Here is a 17,317-nt window from a genome sequence, read left to right as displayed (position 1 = left end):
TTACGTTTGATACAGATTGAACACAAACGCATAAACCAGATGCCATTTTATATTAAGCTACTTGAAATATCATTTTTAATAGATAGTTTTCGCAAAATGAAACCGATCAAAACAGACAAATATTAATCTATTTTTATGTTAAAAAATCTCGCCTAAAATCAAAATGACTGTCGACTACATGAATAATTTTTAATTTTGTGGCGTTGATGTTTTATTTAAGTGCAACTTATTTCAGCTAAAGTATAAAATTCACGTTAAACGCAATAACGCTCAAATTGACATATAAATAATCAATCTGATGTTAATTATTAAATTTGGGGTTCTATTTACTTTCAAAATTTATTATCAATAGATATAATCTATTTAATTAACTATGTTTAAGTGCTTTTTTTTCTATCAAAATTCAGTATAGTGAAATAAACTTAAATAAATGATTAGAGGTGAAAAATGTATACTGTAATTTTTGGCCGTCAGGGCTGTCCATATTGTTCAAGAGCTAAAGAATTAGCTGAAAAGTTATCACAAGAACGTGATGATTTTTCTTATCGTTATGTTGATATAAACGAAGAAGGCATTACTAAAGAAGATCTGTCTAAAAGCGTGGGTAAACCTGTCGAAACCGTTCCACAAATTTTCATTGATGAAAAACCAATTGGTGGTTGTACAGATTTTGAAGCTTATGCAAAAGAACATTTGGGACTTTTTAAAGAATAAAAAGTAATCTACTAAAATAAAAGCCACAGTTTGTGGCTTTTATTTTATCGACCGGGAAGCTTTTTCCAAGTGACTTCATTGCGCAAATAGGTCGGTTCAACATCCTCTACTGAGACCCATTCATTGTTTTGCCATTTTTGTTGAGCTAAAACAACCAAATCTTGAGCATGGGGTAATAGTATATCACTTTGCTTGATAGTGTTTATCATATCAGGATAGGTTTGCCAGCCGGTTCCCGCACTGTAGGTATCGCTACTAAGATTTTCTACTTTGTCAAAAACACATTTAGGTGCAATTACGCATTCTGGAATCATAGCTTGCCATTGATTATGCTCATAACGGTATTGCCCTAAATACACCTCACTCATTCTAGCATCAATGGCGGCTAAAACGTGCGTTGCATGATTGGTTCGATAAGCACCTTGAGCTAAAATCATTAACGTTGATACCCCTATCATGGGTTTATCAATGCCTAATGCTAACCCTTGAGCAACACTAATACCAATACGTACACCCGTAAAACTACCTGGTCCTTGTCCAAACGCAATTGCATCAATTTGTGACAAGGAACAGTTAGATTGTTTAAGAATATTATCAATCATCGGTAAAATTTGCTTGGTATGATCGCGGGCCGATATTTTAAAATCGTGCGTAATTTCATTACAATAGAGTAAAGCTACTGAACAAGCTTCTGTTGAGGTATCAATGGCTAAAATAGTACTCATGTTTTTTCCAATTTTTTATTAGTTAACTTTTTTTAATAAAAATTCTTTAACCTTGTTTATATCACGTGTTCTTGGTGATGGTGGTAAGCTGTTAATAAATGTTGCGCCATAGGGTCGCATAACTAAACGATTATCACAGATTATAATTGCACCGCGATCATTATGATGGCGAATTAATCGCCCTACGCCCTGTTTTAAAGTAATCACCGCTTCAGGTAACTGCACTTCGTTGAAGGCATCACCACCTTGCATTTGACAATCTTCCATACGCGCTTTAATTAACGGATCATCAGGTGATGTAAAAGGGAGTTTGTCAATAATAACACAAGACAAAGTATCTCCCCTAACATCAATTCCTTCCCAAAAACTACTTGTTGCAATTAATAATGCATTACCACTGTGGATAAACTGATCTAACAATTTGATTTTACTCGTTTCACCCTGTACTAAAACGGGGAGTTTTGTCAATTCTCGAAACTGTTTAGCTAAAGCATGCATCATTGCATATGAAGTGCATAAAAAGAAGCAACGCCCTTTGTTTGCTTCTATGACTGGCAATAAGATATCAACTAATTTTTCAGCATTTCCTTGTTCATTTGGCGATGGAATATAACGAGGTACACATAAAACCGTTTGATGTATATAATCAAAAGGACTTTCTAAAATAAGTGAATCGGCATCGGTTAAACCTAAACGTTTAGTAAAATAATCTAATTGATTATTGACAGAAAGCGTTGCTGAAGTAAAAATCCAACTGCCTTTACGTTCTGCTAATAGTTCTGTAAATTTATCTGCCACCGATAATGGTGTTAAAGCAAAAACAAAATAGTTATAACTACTTTCATACCAATAACTGAATCCTGTTACATCGGTTTGCTGTAATCGCTTTAATAACATGCTGTATTGACCGACTCTTTCAAAACAGTTATCTAATGTTGAAGAACGTCCAACAGCTAGTTGCAATACTTCATGACAAAAAGTTAACGCATCAATGAGATAAGATAATTCTTTTTTAACGTCTTCTTGATGAAATAAATAACGCAAATTACCTTTTGGCGATTGCTGATTAATTGCTAGACGTAAATCTTGAGTACATTTTTGTAATTTATCTGCACATTGTTGTAGTTGCGACATATCTTTTACTTCAGTGCGATAAGTGAGGTTAATTTCTTTAGCAAGATCAAAAAGTTGACGACTAGTCAATTGTTGGCCAAAATAGTGACAAGCCAGATCCGGCAATTGATGAGCTTCATCAAAAATCATAACATCGGCTTTAGGAATCAATTCGCCAAATCCCGTGTCTTTTACAACAACATCAGCCAAAAAGAGATGATGGTTAACCACCACTACATCAGCATTTAATGCTCGTTTACGGGCTTTAACAACATAACAATCATTATAATGTTCACAATCACTTCCTAAGCAATTATCATTAGTGCTGGTTAATAATGGCCAAATGAGATTGTCTTCAGTTACAGTTGTACATTTGCTAATATCACCATCTTTAGTTTTAATCGACCAATTTTTAACACGGACTAAGTCAACCCTTAACGTTTTATCAAGGTCCCCCGCGGCAGCATATTGATGATATAAACGTTCCAAACAAAGATAATTAGCTCGACCTTTAAGCAATGCTATTTTACCTGTAAAATTTAATGCCTTTTTGATAATTGGCAAATCTTTGCTATATAACTGTTCTTGAAGATTTTTTGATCCAGTAGATAAAATAACTTTTTTATCACTACGAAGAGCGGGAACAAGATAAGCAAATGTTTTACCGGTTCCTGTGCCAGCTTCAACTACAAGAGAGCGTTGTTTTTTTATTGATTCCGAAACTTTATTGGCCATATTGCGCTGCGGCTCTCTTGCCACAAAACCATCTATTGCTTTCGCCAGTAAACCATTCTCGGCAAAATCATCAACCACTTAACATGCACCTACTAATGAATAAGATAAGTTCAACACATAAATAAAATTAAGAAAAATATTTCAGGAATAACGTCAGAATAAAATGATTTCATCATCAAAATTATGATGGATTTATTGTAACTGAATTGAACAACTAACGACTAAAATAAGTTGTATACTATACCAGTAACCACCGAAAAAAGATATATCTAACCATGGTCGGTAATAGATACGCTATTTTAATATAACAAAACATATAACTATTACTCACTCATCGAATAACCATAAAAAAATCAACTTTTAAAACTGTAATCCTGATTTACCGTTAAAACCAATAAAAAAATAGTATATTATTTTTTTAATTTTGTTTTTAAATAAATAAGATAATGTTTAATTCCCGCCAAATATTTTTTTTGCTTGAACATCAACCGAGAGTATGCCCGAATTGATGAGGTCTTTTTATTGTTATAGGGGATTAAAGAGGCATTTTTCCATGGTGATTTTTCTAAATAATAATCAAATAATTTAGATCGATAAGGTTCATGCCAAGGTTTATTTTTAGTAATGTAATGAATTATTACCGTATTGTCTGGCACCATAGCATCTTCATTTCCATTAATTGATAATGCTAATAGATTATTAAATCTATTTTCTAATATCACTCTTCGTTCACCTATAGCAATATTTAATACATCTTGGTCTGGAAATTGGTATTTTTTACCACTATTTAATAATTGTAATGTTTTAGAGGTAATATTTTCCTGACACCATAACGGAATATTAATTAACATAACACCTGAATTAAAATAAGAACCAAAGGCAATATTATATTTAACGCATTGAGACTCTTGCATATAAGCGACATCGGCAACAGCAGCAATAATTGCCGAATCTAAATTAGTTTCATTGATAAATTCCAAAGACTTAAGACAAAGTGTATCACTATCAATATAAAGTAATCTGTCAGTGACATGTTTCAAAATCATAGGGGCAATTAATCGAACACATGCAGAAATTGGAAATTGCTCTGTATTTTTATGATCAACTTGAAAATGATCATTGATAACATATTCAGTTATATTAACGTTATTAGAGTTTATTGAAGCAAATTTTTTTCTATTTTCATCTGAAATACTGTGTGTAAACAAATGAAAATGAAGCTGATATTTTTTATTATTTTCGATAACTGAAATAATATTTACACCAGCAGGTAAGGCATAATTATCATCAAAACATAAAAGAATATGTAATACATCTTCATTGTTAATAAAGTTAGATAATAATTCATTTTTTGTAGTAATAAATTTATCAACATCAATCACAAAATAAACCTTTAGTGTTTTTTAAAAGCTTTATGTTTTAAATACAATAAATAATATTTAAAAGCTGAAAAATATTTATGCTCCTTAGCAAGCATTTTGGCATAACGCCTTGTTGTCGACGGTGCATTCTCATTGGCTAGTAATAGTTTATCATTTGCCCAAGGTGATAATAACAGATACTGTTGATAAAGTGGCGTTAGATACAATCGATACCAAGGTTTATTGCCGGTAACATAATGAATAATAACAGAACGTTGTCCAACTAAATCATCCTCTTTTCCACCAACAGTGAGTGCAGTTATATTATTAAATCGTCGAGGTAAAAATACTGTTTTACCTTTCATTAAAATGTTCAATACATCCTGATCAGCAAACTTATAGACTTTACCGCTATTTATCATAGTAAATGCTTTATCGGTTAAGTTGTTTTCTACCCACATATCTGTATTGATATAAATCATACCCGCATTAAAATATTCGCCATAAGTAATATTACATGCAGTGCTCTGTTTTTCTTGAGTCTTATCTACATCAGGCACCACAGCTGCATATTTATTATTTAAATCTGTATTGATTAATTCATTAAGATTATCAGTGCAAAGCACATCACAATCTAAATATAACACTCGAGAAGTCACTTTGTTCAAAATTTGAGGAACAACAAAGCGCAAACAAGTCGATGCTGACACATGTAAAACCAATGTATCGGGATTAATTGAAAAATCATTCCCAATTTCATAGCAAATTATGGTAACATTATCGTTATTTAGTTGATTAAATCTTAAAATTTTTTCATTAGTTACATTATTAGCAAACAAATGGAATACCAGATTTTTATCCAAATTATTTGAAATAACAGAAGACATCGCTATTCCAGCAGGCATAGCATAGTTATCATCAAAACAAAAAGCAAAGTGCAAAGTGGGTAAAGATTCGAGGGTATTGTTGAATAATGTTGTCATTTTGCTGACAAAAAGATTTTCTTTCATCTTATACTGTTTTTTAGGTTATGGAGAAATAACTAAAAATATTGTAACATACCTTAATATAAACTATGAATATATAATTAATTTTATAATTTAATAACTGAATGAAGTGAACTATATAAAGTAAAATCCAATATGGACAAAGAAATTATCAACATTGCTTATTGTACAGACTCCAACTATATTGAACATGTAGGTGTATCGATTACCTCTATTATTCTTAATAATCTGAATAATAACATTCAGTTTCATGTTTTTTTATATGATGTTTCTCCAGAAGAACAAACAATGCTACAACAAATTTGCCCATCAATAACACTTTATCAGATCCCAAAAAATGAATTAAATAAATATTCAGAAAATCAAAATATGAAAATAAAACATATCAATCAATCAATGTATATACGCTTATCGGTACCAAGATTGTTACAAGGTATAATTGATAAGTTTATTTATTTAGATGCTGATACGTTATGTTTTACCGACATATCTAAAATATTAGATACTAATTTAAACTCTGTAGTTTGTGCCGTCACCCATGACTCTTTAAACAAACAAAACATGTTAAATCAAAATAAAAGGCTTGGGTTAACCACTGAAAACTATTTTAATTCCGGTTTTCTATATATTAATATTGATAACTGGATGAAGTTTGATACTGAAAATAAAAGCAACAAAATATTATTATCTTTTGAACAAGATAATTTAATTTATCCGGATCAAGATGCACTAAACATTGTGTTACAAAATCAAGTTACTTATATAGATCCTAAATGGAATTATTTATTTACTTGGATGAAAGATAATCAAAAAGAGACTTTTTTCTACAATAAAGAATCTTTACCATACATCATTCATTTCACTGGTGCAAGGAAGATCTGGTATCAAGAACACACCGGTCTTGCGCAAAACGTTTATAATTTTTATAAACACTTTACCCCTTGGGCAAATACTCCTCTTAAAAGTTATAAGCATAAAATGCGGATTAATGATTACCGTATTTATGCTAAAAATTCTATAAAAAATAAAAAAATATTTAATGGATTAAAATATTTTTTTATTTATATATCCTTGAAAATAAAAAAACAATCTTAAGTTAATTAAATATATTTGTTTATAGTAGTTATTAATTTGTCAGACTAAATTTTATCGATACTGTTAATATAGAAAACTATTTGTTTACTGTTTTTATTATTTGGAGACCATATATCTTTATTTATTTGAAACTCAAGATTTTGGTGATGTTTTTTTATATATTTTTATCTAAAAATAAATCTTGTTGCAAGTATTTATAGTCCCTGAATTGCCTACTATAAAAAGATTTCAAATTTTCTAAATTGGTTGGCAAAGGTTCCATATAAATTGAAATACATTTAGTCGAAAAAGCCGAAGCTAAATGTACAATAGACGTATCAACGCTGATGACTAAATCCGCGTTTTTTATTAAAGCAATTACATCCGTGATAGAAGGTGATTGAAACTTAACCGCTTCTTTCATAGAGAATTTTTTTAAACGTTCATCTTGGCCAATTATTATAATTTTATATTCAGGATAATTATTAACAAATAAATAACATAATTTAGTAATTTGACTCTCAGATAAACAACGATAAGACGATCCACCATAAGGATTGATCACAACAAATTTACTTTTTGGTTTAACATACTCATTGATAAAACTATCAACCCTTTTTTTCTTTTGAGAATCGATAAATACATCATAATCAAATGAATCAAAATTTATGTTCAGGTAACTAAGATAATACTTTAATTGATTGGTTACATGAGCTTTTGATTCATAGTAAGGTAAAGAAATATTAAATGATTTTATATTACTTTTATTGTAACTAAGCAGATTAGATGTTCTTATAAAACAACAGTATAACAAATTTTTTAAGTCCAACTTTCTATGAAACCTAACATCAATAGCCAAATCAAATTGGTGTTTTCTAACAAGTTTAATCGATCTTAGTAACTCAAGAAAGCTCTTATCATTATATAAAAAAATTTGAGACATATAAGGATTATTATTTACAATCTCTAAACTGTTTTTTTTGAAGATACAAAAACTTCGTAACCAGCTTTTGATAATGAGCGAATAAATGGTGTTGTGACAATCATATCCCTGATACAATCATTTCTCATCACAAGTACTTTTTTAACAAACTGAAGATTAGGTTCATTTTTTCTTTTGATAAATAAAAAAATTGAAAAAGAGAAAAATTTTAACTTAATAAAATATTTTAATTTTTTTTAGATAAAATTACGCTTCCAATTAATCTGCCGAAATTTTTGTTTTAAATTTTTCAAAATCAGTCCTACTATTTAAAGCTTTATTTAACGCTAATTTATCTAATTCTTCTTTTAATTTCTCAATAACAACGCTTGGATCAAGATTTGCTATAGGATCACCCAGCCCTGTACCAAGATTATCTGCTGTGAATATCTGCAAAGCATTGGAGTAATTAGGTCCCCATACAAAGTTATTAACAAATTTATTATCAATTATTCGATTGTTATATATACAAAGCATTTTTTTATTATATATCGATGCAACATGTACAATTGAAGTATCAACAGTGATGACTAATGTTGCAAACTCAATCAAAGCTACAGTTTCAAAAAAAGAGGTTAACGGATTAATAATAATATTTGGGGGAGTATCAATATGTTTTATTTTATTAGGCTCTCCAACTACTACTGTTACACAATTATCATATTGAGATAAACAAGATAAAATAGAATCAATTTGTGTATCTGAAAAGCTTCTTGCTGTATTTGAACCATACGGATTGAAAATAATAATATTTTTATTTGCAGAAATATAAGGCAAAATAAAATTTTTTGCAGAAATAGCACATTCAGTAGGTATATTTATATAATACTTAATTAAATTATCTTCTATATTGAATAATTGTAAAACTTTTTTACTTCGCATGGAAATATGAGAAGTATATTGATCATAAAAAATTGAAGTATCATAAAGTTTATATTTATCTTGATTAAAGCCGATAGTATGAGAAGGATTAATAGCTAAAATAACTTGAGAACGCCTTACGCTATTATGACCTCTATCAACAAGATCAATGACAACATCAATCTTTAGGTTGGTTAATTGTTTTTTAAACTGCTTGATCCCTTTCTTTTTATCATATAATAAAATACCATCCACGGTAATAAATTGATCAAATAAAAACTTGATCCTTTTTTCTACAACTACGTATGTTTTTAGACCTTTTTCACGCAAAGATTTAATTAAGTAAGAACTGACAATTGCATCACCAATCCCTTGATCATTCATTAAAATTGCAACAGAATGGTATTGTTGTGGATTTAAAGCAGTCCTTACCTTTTTTTTTCGATCCAACAACGCTAACTTAATGTGCGATTTTATAGGTTTAATCAATAAGTTGCGCTGTCTATTTAGAAATTTTGCACATACTAGTAATTTTTTTATCATTCCTAATATAACCTATAATAAAAAATTTTAGTTTATAAATTCATCTTAACAGAGTTTGGCACATAAGCATTTTGAATATAAAAACAAGAAAACTCAGATTAAAAAATATTTCAAAGGAAATAAAATATCAATATATTATTTTTAATTGAACTGAATAATATCAGTTCAATTGAATATAACAAATCTAAATTTATTTTCTTGATTGTTTCCACAAATAATTAATATCTAAACCAGAAATAAAATCAGAAATTGCTCTTGGATTGTTCATTAATAAAGGATCTAATTTTAATACCCAACTAATATCTTTAGTTCGTTCTGTTTGTGCTCCAATATCAAAAATTATTGTCGGTATTTTTAATGATAAAGCTATTGATAAAGTGTAAGAAAAAGTCTCTTCCCATATACTTGGTAACAAAATTAAATCTGGAGAAATTTCCCTTAACTTATTTATACACTCATTATCATTTTCATATTTACCTGTAACCGTCACACCATTAGTTTTCATTACATGTTGATCACCAGAATTTGAAAATCCAACTAAATAATAAGATAAATTTAAATTTCTATTTTTAGCATCAATTGCTAACGTTGACAATATTTGAGACCCTTTTTCAACACTAAGAGCTCCAATAGAAGCTATTTTTATCATACCTTTATCTTTTTTCCTTTCTGCAGGTAAAATATCCCCAATAGTATTTAAATGAGGAACAACATCAATATCTAAATTAGGGAAATCTGTTAAAATTATATCCCTCGTACGATATGAAGGTGCTTCAATCTTACAACAGCTATTAAAAAATTGAGTATAAACTTTTTTTCGCTCACAAGCATCTGTAAGATTCATAACATAATCATTTGATATTTTGTTCACGTTAGCCCAGAGATTTCTTTTATCTAGAGAAGGAATTCCTTCATACAAATATTCAGGACTAAGTAACTTATAATCATGTGACATACAAGCATAATCGTGAATAATAAATTTATATTTTAAGCCCGATTGTGAAAAAAACGACAATAATTTCTGATGATGATACCAATCAAGACCAGCAAAACTATTTATATGAACTAAATCAGGCTGGAGAGTCTTAAAAAACAACTTTAAAAAACTCAAATCACAAGCCAATGACAAATTTTTAATATTTGGAAGAATAAACTGACCATATTCGTTAGCATAAATAGAATAACGGTTTTTATCATGAACTTTTAATAAAATACAACAAATATCTTCACTAGAATAGTGTTTTATTACTTGTTCTAGATAAGTATTAATACCGCCATCCCATGCATGAGATAAAATAACGATACATTTTCGATTTCCTATTTTATTTTTTATCCTAGCAATATCTAAATTACGTCTCAAAATAGACATTGGATCAACATTTAAAAAGTGATGAATCAGATTAAGATAATTAGGATGTTTTAATTTTAATGCATTTTCTCCTTTCTTCATATTTTCGGCTTTGATTGCTGAAAAAGATACAGAACCAACATGAAAAACAAATACATCTCCAATAACAATATTTTTGAATCCCGCATGTATAGCTCTCATACAAAAATCATTTTCTTCCCCATATCCAACTTTAAATTGAATATCATCTAGCGCACCAATCTTTTCAATTGCAGTACGTCTCATATAAAAACAAAAACCGACACCAGTTGGTACCTCTATATATACTCCCTTATTTATGTTAGATGCTAACTTATCTAACTCATTAGGTAAGATTTCAAGATTTTCTTTATTATCTTGACATGTAAAAGGATAACTGCATATAGTTGCATTATTAGACATTGGAGTAATTGTTGCAATTGACTCATCCTGATCTGCGTATTGAATCATACGATCAAACCATCCGTCAAAAACAAAAGCATCTGAATTGAGAAGTATTACATCTAAATTATGGGACAAATTAGCAATTGCGAAATTTATTGTTTTAACAAAACCTAAGTTTTTTTTATTAAAATGATAATCAAACAAACCTTTTTCAGATAACTCTTCAAGCTTTTTATTTAATTTTTCATCGGGTCCCGAATCATTAATAACTAACAAGCTATATTGATCACATCCTCTACTTTTTAATGCTTGATAAATAGAACATAGAGTTTCATCAAATCCTTTATAGACAGGAAGTATCACTACACAACGAGTTGTTGATGTAAAAATCGCAGAATCAACTTGATCCCAATCTTGTTCTAGTGGTGCTACGGGTGTAAACCAAAGAGAATGAAATGATTCGACAACATCCTGCTCACTTGGAATCTTATTTTCATTAACTAATGAAATAATATTTTTTTTAATAGGTAATCTTTTAGAGGAAATTCTAACACCAAATAAAGAAATAGTTTTATGTGTCTCATTTCTTTTTATAACTAGTACTTTTTTCAAAAAAGTCTGTTTGTTGGGATAGAACATCCTTTTATATATTGTAATACCTAAGAACTTCACTCTGATCGCTTTTGGAGATTGTATTCGTTTAATCATTTCCTTTAATACCATTTTTGCTTTTTTACTTATCTATTATAACCTAATATAACCTAAAATTTACATTGTTAAAATAAAAATAAATCTATGTTAAGATATGGTAATATGCAATAATTAAAATTTAAATTTTCTTACTAATGTATATTACTCAGTCTATTGATTTTATATAAAATACATCTTGGAATAAACATGAAAATACTAATCACAGGTGGTGCTGGTTTTATTGGTTCTGCAGTTGTACGCCATATAATAAAAGAAACCCAAAATGAAATACTTGTCATTGATAAATTAACTTATGCTGGTAATTTAGAATCATTAAATATGGTTTTTGATAATCCTCGTTTTCATTTTCAACAAATAGATATATGTGACAGGAATTACGTTGAAAAAACTATAAATAATTTTGAACCTAACATAATTATGCATTTAGCAGCAGAAAGCCATGTTGATCGTTCAATTGATAACCCAGATTCATTCATTAAAACGAATATAATTGGTACTTATACTATTCTAGAAGCATCTTTAAACTATTGGAAAAATCTAGATAAAATTAAAAAACAACACTTTCGTTTTCATCATATTTCAACCGATGAAGTATATGGAGATTTACAGGGAACGGACGGTTTATTTACTGAAAATACGCCCTATTCACCAAGTAGCCCCTATTCTGCATCTAAAGCCTCTAGCGATCATTTAGTGCGAGCATGGTACAGAACCTTTGGTCTTCCCGTTGTTATAACAAATTGTTCTAATAATTATGGTCCTTATCATTTCCCTGAAAAATTAATTCCACTCATGATACTAAATGCTCTTGAAGGAAAACTTTTGCCTGTTTATGGAAATGGTACACAAATAAGAGACTGGCTTTATGTAGAGGATCATGCTAGAGCTCTATACCTTGTAGCGACTCAAGCAAAAATTGGCGAAACATATAATATTGGCGGGCATAATGAGAAAAAAAATATTGACGTAATAAATATTATTTGTAAATTGCTTGAGGAATTAGCCCCCAATAAACCTAAAGGTGTTAAATCTTATAAAGATCTTATTTCTTACGTTCCTGATAGACCAGGACATGATCAACGTTATGCTATTGATGCATCAAAAATATATAAAGATTTAGGATGGAAACCTATTGAAACTTTTGAAAGCGGTATGAGAAAAACTGTAAACTGGTATCTTGATAATTCTCAGTGGTGCCAAAATATTAAAAATGGTTCTTATATAAGAACTCGCCAAGGTTTAATAGCTTAAAGGAATTAATTATGAAAGGTATAATACTTGCTGGTGGTTCTGGAACTCGTTTGTATCCAATAACACGAGGGATATCAAAACAATTATTACCCATATATGACAAACCAATGATTTATTATCCGCTATCTACACTTATGTTAGCGGGTATCAAAGATATATTAATTATTACAACCCCCGAAGATTTACCAAGTTTTCAAAGATTGTTAGGAAATGGTTCACGATTTGGGATTAAACTAAGTTACGCGGAACAACCAAAACCAGAAGGTTTAGCTCAAGCTTTTTTAATAGGTGAATCTTTTATTAAGCGAAAGCGCTGCGCATTGATTTTAGGTGATAACTTGTTTTTTGGTGAAAGTTTTGGTAAAAAATTAGAAAAAGCAATATGTAAGAAACAAGGAGCAACAGTTTTTGGTTATCAAGTAGTAGATCCTGAGCGATTTGGTGTTGTAGATTTTGATGAAAACTTCAAAGTATTATCTATTGAAGAAAAACCGTTAAAACCAAAATCAAATTGGGCTGTTACTGGACTTTATTTTTATGATGAAAATGTTGTTGATATGGCAAGAAAAGTTAAGCCATCAGAAAGAGGTGAATTAGAAATAACGACACTCAACCAAATGTATTTAAACGAAGGACTTTTAAATGTTGAGATCTTGGGAAGAGGTTTTGCGTGGTTAGATACAGGCACCTACGACAGTTTACTTGAAGCATCATCATTTGTGCAAATCATAGAGAAAAGGCAAGGACTAAAAGTAGCTTGTTTAGAAGAGATTGCTTATCGTAAGGGTTGGTTAAGTACGGATGAGTTAAAGAATGAAGCAGCTAATTTAAATAAAACATCTTATGGAAAATATTTAGATAAACTAATATAGTAGGTAAAAAAATGGAAGTGATTGACACAAGTATTTCTGATGTAAAAATTATTAAACCGAAAATATTTGGTGATGAAAGAGGTTTTTTCTTAGAGACATTCGAGCAAAAGCGTTACCAAGAAAGATTAGGTGAAGAATTAGTATTTGTACAAGATAATCACTCACGATCTCAAAAAGGAGTACTACGAGGACTTCATTTTCAAAATAAAAATCCTCAAGGAAAATTAGTCAGAGTAGTTAGAGGTGAAGTTTATGATGTCGCTGTAGATATTCGAAAAGAATCAATAACATATGGTAAGTGGTTTGGAACAATATTATCTGAAGAAAATAAAAAACAATTATGGATTCCACCAGGTCTAGCTCATGGTTTTGTTGTTTTATCCGATATCGCAGATTTCGAATATAAATGTACAAACTATTATGACCCGAAATCCGAAGAATGCTTATTGTGGAATGACCCAACAATTAATATTGAATGGCCAATATCAAACCCAATATTATCAAATAAAGACAAGTTAGGTAAAATGTTGACGGAGTTATAATAAAAATTTATGAAAGTATTGTTAACTGGCGCTAATGGTCAATTAGGTCATTGTTTTAGAGACATTTTTCCAGTTGATTGGCAATTAATTTCAACTGACAAAGAACAATTAAATATTACAGATAGTTTAGCTGTAGATGCTTTTATTTTTAAAAATAATCCTGATGCAATAGTGAATGCAGCAGCATATACTGCAGTGGATAACGCAGAAGATGATTATGAATTAGCTAATAAAATCAATGTGTTAGGACCAAAAAATCTAGCCATATCAGCCAAAAAATATAATGCTAAACTTATCCATATTTCAACTGATTATGTTTTTGATGGCACAAAAAAATCACCTTATTTAGAAACAGATTCTACAAACCCTATTAATGTATATGGTAGAACAAAACGCGATGGAGAGTCTATAGTATTGCAATATGATAGTTCCTCTATAGTAATCAGAACATCATGGGTCTTTAGTGAATATGGAAAAAACTTTGTTAAGACAATGTTACAACTTTCTGGTAAAAAAGAAGAATTATCAATTGTTGAGGATCAAATTGGTAATCCTACCTATGCAGGTGATATTGCTAAAATGATAATTACTGTACTGACCGAAAATATTAATGGTGGAATTTATCATTATTGTGGAAACAATTCTACTTCGTGGTATTTATTTGCGAACCAAATTTTTAAATCTGCCTTTAAGTTAGGAAAAATAAATCGTATTCCAAGAATTTACCCTACTAATACTGAATCTTTTCCTACTAAAGCAAAAAGACCTCTATATTCGGTATTAGATATGAAAAAATTAAAAGAATACAATTTAACAGCTTCTAATTGGAAGAAACAATTAGATTTTTGCATTTCAAAAATTGACCTTAATTAAAAGTTTGAGCTAATTTATGACTATTTTTTTTGCTGAATGGAATGCTGAATATGAAAAATATATGATCAATACATGGCAACAAAACACTGATGTTGTCCTCAACAATAAATTAATGAAACATTTTAGAGACATAAATTTAACATTATATAAAAGGCATATCCCTCGAAAATGGTTTATTAAACTGAGCAAATATATAAAATTAAGGAAATTAAAAAATGAAGATATTTTAGTTTGTAATGGTTTTAGTATTTGTGGTTTTATTGATTTAGTAAAAACGGTCCAATGTCATCGAGTTCTAATAATTCGTGATACTATAGATGTGCTGAACAATGCAATGAAAGTTAAAAAAAAATGGATGCTTCGAAATGAAGATTACATAGAAAAGATAATTCCTTATTTTGATAGAATTTATAGCTTTGATTTTGATGATTGTAAAAAATATAATTTTGTATATTTAAATCAATTTTTGCCTTTTTCATTTGCGGAGATGAAGAGATTAAGAGATTCGATAAGTGCTAATAAACATAATAAAAAGATTTGTTATTTTATTGGTGAATATTGGGATAATAGAGCTAAAATTATTGATTCAATAGCTCCCCTGCTCAACAAAAATAATTGCTTTACTGATTTTAATTTAATTAACTATAATTGTGAAGAAAAGCCTAATCTCAGTCAAAATTTACAATACTATAACATCTGTCATAAAATTAGCTATTTTGAGAATATTGAAAAAGCAAAACATTCAGATATCATTTTGGAAATTACTCAAAAAGGACAAACGGGAATAACTTTACGTGCTATTGAAGCTATTTTACTTAATAAAAAACTAATAACAAATAATAAATCTATAAAAAATTATGATTTTTATTCAAAGGATCAAGTTTTTATCTTAGATGATAATGAAAATCTCAATAATTTCCTAAAGTCTGATTTTAAGCCAGTACCAATAAACAATTTATATAAATATAGTTCTGATGCGATGTTAGAAACAATTAAAAATACTTTCATAAGTAATATATAATTTGCATCTACTCAATGTATTTTCAATTTTTTAAAATAATACTTCAAATAACAGATTATCCCTGCAATTATCTTTTTTTGGTGGAACTCATGCTTAGCACAATACCTCATTTGTGTAGAAGAACTAGCTGATAATAATGGTTCCTTATCCCATGGAGAGTGGGCTTTTACATTTAGAAAGTAGGATGAACAATTGTAATTTTTAGCCCATTTATGCCATGGTTTCGTTGGTCCAATATAGTGAATGAATATAGTATCCTCAGTGATAGGGTTATATTGTGCCGCATTTAAATGATATTTTAGTTCATAATTAATATTTACTTGTTGATTATATTTTCTATCTAAATAACTAACTTTTTCTAGCAATAAAAGATTTAACACATCTTGGTCTAAGTGAGTTAGTTTTTTTGATATTTCAGTATCATTTAATAATAATAATGCTTTATCATTAATATTGTATTCTTGCCAATTATTTAAGTTTATAAATAAAAATCCTGCATTGAAATAACCTGATACTAGCTTATTTTGATTGAGTCTTTGAGCGCATTTAGTCCACCAAATAGAATCCTTTTCAGCAACAACATAAGCAATAATTGATTCTAAATTCAAATGAAACAAATCATGTAAAGAACCTTTGCATATAATATCAGCATCAAGATACAAAATCTTGTCAATTTTAGCATAGAAAAAATCTGCTATAATAAATCTGAAATAAGTTGCTATTGTCCAATTTTTGGTTGTTGGAAGGTTGATTAAGGTACTATCATCTACTAAATAAATAGTTACATTAGTATTGTATGTGGTTACAAGTTCCTTCAATTTTTTTTGAAACTTATCATCCAAGTGATTAGTAAAAATATGAAATGAAAATGAAGATGCTGAATTCGCTAGCAAAATAGAAGTAATAGAAATAACACACCCTAAGGTAAAATTATTGTCAATACCATATGCAATATTCAAATTATCTTCTTTGATGTGATTTAAACTACCTATAATAATTTTTTCTTTTATGATGGTATTTTCATTAAAATACATTGTCAATTTTCCATAGTTTTATCAATGGTAAAAACAAATTAATATTGATTTTTTTATAAAAAAATTCAATTAATAGATAATTAATCAATCAAAATTAACTAATATTTATTTATTATATAAAAATATT

15 protein-coding genes are annotated in these 17,317 nt (G+C 29.0%); 7 read left to right on the top strand and 8 right to left on the bottom strand.

Going from position 1 to position 17,317, the window contains the following annotated elements:
• Window positions 1-447: 447 nt before the first annotated feature.
• Window positions 448-714 (top strand): GrxA family glutaredoxin, encoded by a 267-nt coding sequence (locus J3U59_RS04230; protein ID WP_065634979.1) that lies wholly within the window; start codon window positions 448-450, stop codon window positions 712-714.
• Between the two features lie 44 nt (window positions 715-758).
• Here J3U59_RS04230 and tsaB read toward each other — a convergent pair whose 3' ends face one another.
• The 4 genes from tsaB to J3U59_RS04210 form a co-directional block, all read right to left on the bottom strand.
• Entirely contained in the window at window positions 759-1,439 is a 681-nt protein-coding gene (gene tsaB, locus J3U59_RS04225) for a tRNA (adenosine(37)-N6)-threonylcarbamoyltransferase complex dimerization subunit type 1 TsaB (RefSeq protein ID WP_267333159.1), read from the bottom strand.
• A gap of 18 nt (window positions 1,440-1,457) precedes the next feature.
• Window positions 1,458-3,365 (bottom strand): ATP-dependent DNA helicase, encoded by a 1,908-nt coding sequence (locus J3U59_RS04220; RefSeq protein ID WP_267333160.1) that lies wholly within the window; start codon window positions 3,363-3,365, stop codon window positions 1,458-1,460.
• A 332-nt stretch (window positions 3,366-3,697) separates the two neighbouring features.
• On the bottom strand, window positions 3,698-4,669 hold the full coding sequence (locus tag J3U59_RS04215; protein WP_267333161.1) for a glycosyltransferase family 8 protein: 972 nt from the start codon (window positions 4,667-4,669) through the stop codon (window positions 3,698-3,700).
• 11 nt (window positions 4,670-4,680) lie between these two features.
• Entirely contained in the window at window positions 4,681-5,658 is a 978-nt protein-coding gene (locus J3U59_RS04210) for a glycosyltransferase family 8 protein (RefSeq protein ID WP_267333162.1), read from the bottom strand.
• A gap of 132 nt (window positions 5,659-5,790) precedes the next feature.
• On the opposite strand from J3U59_RS04210, the gene J3U59_RS04205 reads away from it, so the two are divergent.
• On the top strand, window positions 5,791-6,750 hold the full coding sequence (locus tag J3U59_RS04205) for a glycosyltransferase family 8 protein (protein ID WP_267333163.1): 960 nt from the start codon (window positions 5,791-5,793) through the stop codon (window positions 6,748-6,750).
• A gap of 154 nt (window positions 6,751-6,904) precedes the next feature.
• Here J3U59_RS04205 and J3U59_RS04200 read toward each other — a convergent pair whose 3' ends face one another.
• The 3 genes from J3U59_RS04200 to J3U59_RS04190 form a co-directional block, all read right to left on the bottom strand.
• Entirely contained in the window at window positions 6,905-7,672 is a 768-nt protein-coding gene (locus J3U59_RS04200) for a glycosyltransferase family 9 protein (RefSeq protein WP_267333164.1), read from the bottom strand.
• Between the two features lie 258 nt (window positions 7,673-7,930).
• On the bottom strand, window positions 7,931-9,115 hold the full coding sequence (locus J3U59_RS04195; protein ID WP_267333165.1) for a glycosyltransferase family 9 protein: 1,185 nt from the start codon (window positions 9,113-9,115) through the stop codon (window positions 7,931-7,933).
• 190 nt (window positions 9,116-9,305) lie between these two features.
• The gene (locus tag J3U59_RS04190) at window positions 9,306-11,594 is read right to left on the bottom strand and encodes a glycosyltransferase (RefSeq protein WP_267333166.1); all 2,289 of its coding nucleotides are present in this window, start codon (window positions 11,592-11,594) and stop codon (window positions 9,306-9,308) included.
• Window positions 11,595-11,783: 189 nt separating this feature from the next.
• Between J3U59_RS04190 and rfbB the strand changes: the two genes are divergently transcribed.
• The 5 genes from rfbB to J3U59_RS04165 are packed head-to-tail and all read left to right on the top strand — an operon-like array spanning window position 11,784 to window position 16,156.
• The gene (gene rfbB, locus J3U59_RS04185; protein WP_267333167.1) at window positions 11,784-12,848 is read left to right on the top strand and encodes a dTDP-glucose 4,6-dehydratase; all 1,065 of its coding nucleotides are present in this window, start codon (window positions 11,784-11,786) and stop codon (window positions 12,846-12,848) included.
• A gap of 11 nt (window positions 12,849-12,859) precedes the next feature.
• Complete coding sequence (gene rfbA / locus J3U59_RS04180) at window positions 12,860-13,720, top strand: glucose-1-phosphate thymidylyltransferase RfbA (RefSeq protein WP_267333168.1); 861 nt, start codon at window positions 12,860-12,862, stop codon at window positions 13,718-13,720.
• Between the two features lie 11 nt (window positions 13,721-13,731).
• Window positions 13,732-14,262, top strand: coding sequence for a dTDP-4-dehydrorhamnose 3,5-epimerase (rfbC, locus tag J3U59_RS04175; RefSeq protein ID WP_267333169.1), 531 nt, complete (start codon window positions 13,732-13,734; stop codon window positions 14,260-14,262).
• Between the two features lie 9 nt (window positions 14,263-14,271).
• On the top strand, window positions 14,272-15,135 hold the full coding sequence (rfbD, locus tag J3U59_RS04170) for a dTDP-4-dehydrorhamnose reductase (protein ID WP_267333170.1): 864 nt from the start codon (window positions 14,272-14,274) through the stop codon (window positions 15,133-15,135).
• A 16-nt stretch (window positions 15,136-15,151) separates the two neighbouring features.
• Entirely contained in the window at window positions 15,152-16,156 is a 1,005-nt protein-coding gene (locus tag J3U59_RS04165) for a hypothetical protein (RefSeq protein WP_267333171.1), read from the top strand.
• A gap of 11 nt (window positions 16,157-16,167) precedes the next feature.
• Here J3U59_RS04165 and J3U59_RS04160 read toward each other — a convergent pair whose 3' ends face one another.
• Window positions 16,168-17,190 carry a glycosyltransferase gene (locus tag J3U59_RS04160; protein ID WP_267333172.1) on the bottom strand — a complete coding sequence of 341 codons (1,023 nt, stop codon included), beginning with the start codon at window positions 17,188-17,190 and terminating at the stop codon, window positions 16,168-16,170.
• Window positions 17,191-17,317 lie beyond the last annotated feature (127 nt).

It is taken from the genome of Gilliamella sp. B3783, from assembly GCF_026536125.1.
Classification (GTDB): Bacteria; Pseudomonadota; Gammaproteobacteria; order Enterobacterales; family Orbaceae; genus Gilliamella.
This window is presented reverse-complemented; position numbering and strand designations above follow the sequence as displayed.

What these genes read in the sequence shown, in the direction of transcription:
- J3U59_RS04210 (WP_267333162.1), bottom strand. Translation starts at nt 5,658, where the DNA reads ATGAAAGAAAATCTTTTTGTCAGCAAAATGACAACATTATTCAACAAT.
- J3U59_RS04200 (WP_267333164.1), bottom strand. Translation starts at nt 7,672, where the DNA reads ATGTCTCAAATTTTTTTATATAATGATAAGAGCTTTCTTGAGTTACTA.
- rfbB (WP_267333167.1), top strand. Translation starts at nt 11,784, where the DNA reads ATGAAAATACTAATCACAGGTGGTGCTGGTTTTATTGGTTCTGCAGTT.
- rfbA (WP_267333168.1), top strand. Translation starts at nt 12,860, where the DNA reads ATGAAAGGTATAATACTTGCTGGTGGTTCTGGAACTCGTTTGTATCCA.
- rfbD (WP_267333170.1), top strand. Translation starts at nt 14,272, where the DNA reads ATGAAAGTATTGTTAACTGGCGCTAATGGTCAATTAGGTCATTGTTTT.
- J3U59_RS04190 (WP_267333166.1), bottom strand. Translation starts at nt 11,594, where the DNA reads ATGATTAAACGAATACAATCTCCAAAAGCGATCAGAGTGAAGTTCTTA.
- J3U59_RS04230 (WP_065634979.1), top strand. Translation starts at nt 448, where the DNA reads ATGTATACTGTAATTTTTGGCCGTCAGGGCTGTCCATATTGTTCAAGA.
- J3U59_RS04160 (WP_267333172.1), bottom strand. Translation starts at nt 17,190, where the DNA reads ATGTATTTTAATGAAAATACCATCATAAAAGAAAAAATTATTATAGGT.
- rfbC (WP_267333169.1), top strand. Translation starts at nt 13,732, where the DNA reads ATGGAAGTGATTGACACAAGTATTTCTGATGTAAAAATTATTAAACCG.
- J3U59_RS04205 (WP_267333163.1), top strand. Translation starts at nt 5,791, where the DNA reads ATGGACAAAGAAATTATCAACATTGCTTATTGTACAGACTCCAACTAT.
- J3U59_RS04165 (WP_267333171.1), top strand. Translation starts at nt 15,152, where the DNA reads ATGACTATTTTTTTTGCTGAATGGAATGCTGAATATGAAAAATATATG.
- J3U59_RS04195 (WP_267333165.1), bottom strand. Translation starts at nt 9,115, where the DNA reads ATGATAAAAAAATTACTAGTATGTGCAAAATTTCTAAATAGACAGCGC.
- tsaB (WP_267333159.1), bottom strand. Translation starts at nt 1,439, where the DNA reads ATGAGTACTATTTTAGCCATTGATACCTCAACAGAAGCTTGTTCAGTA.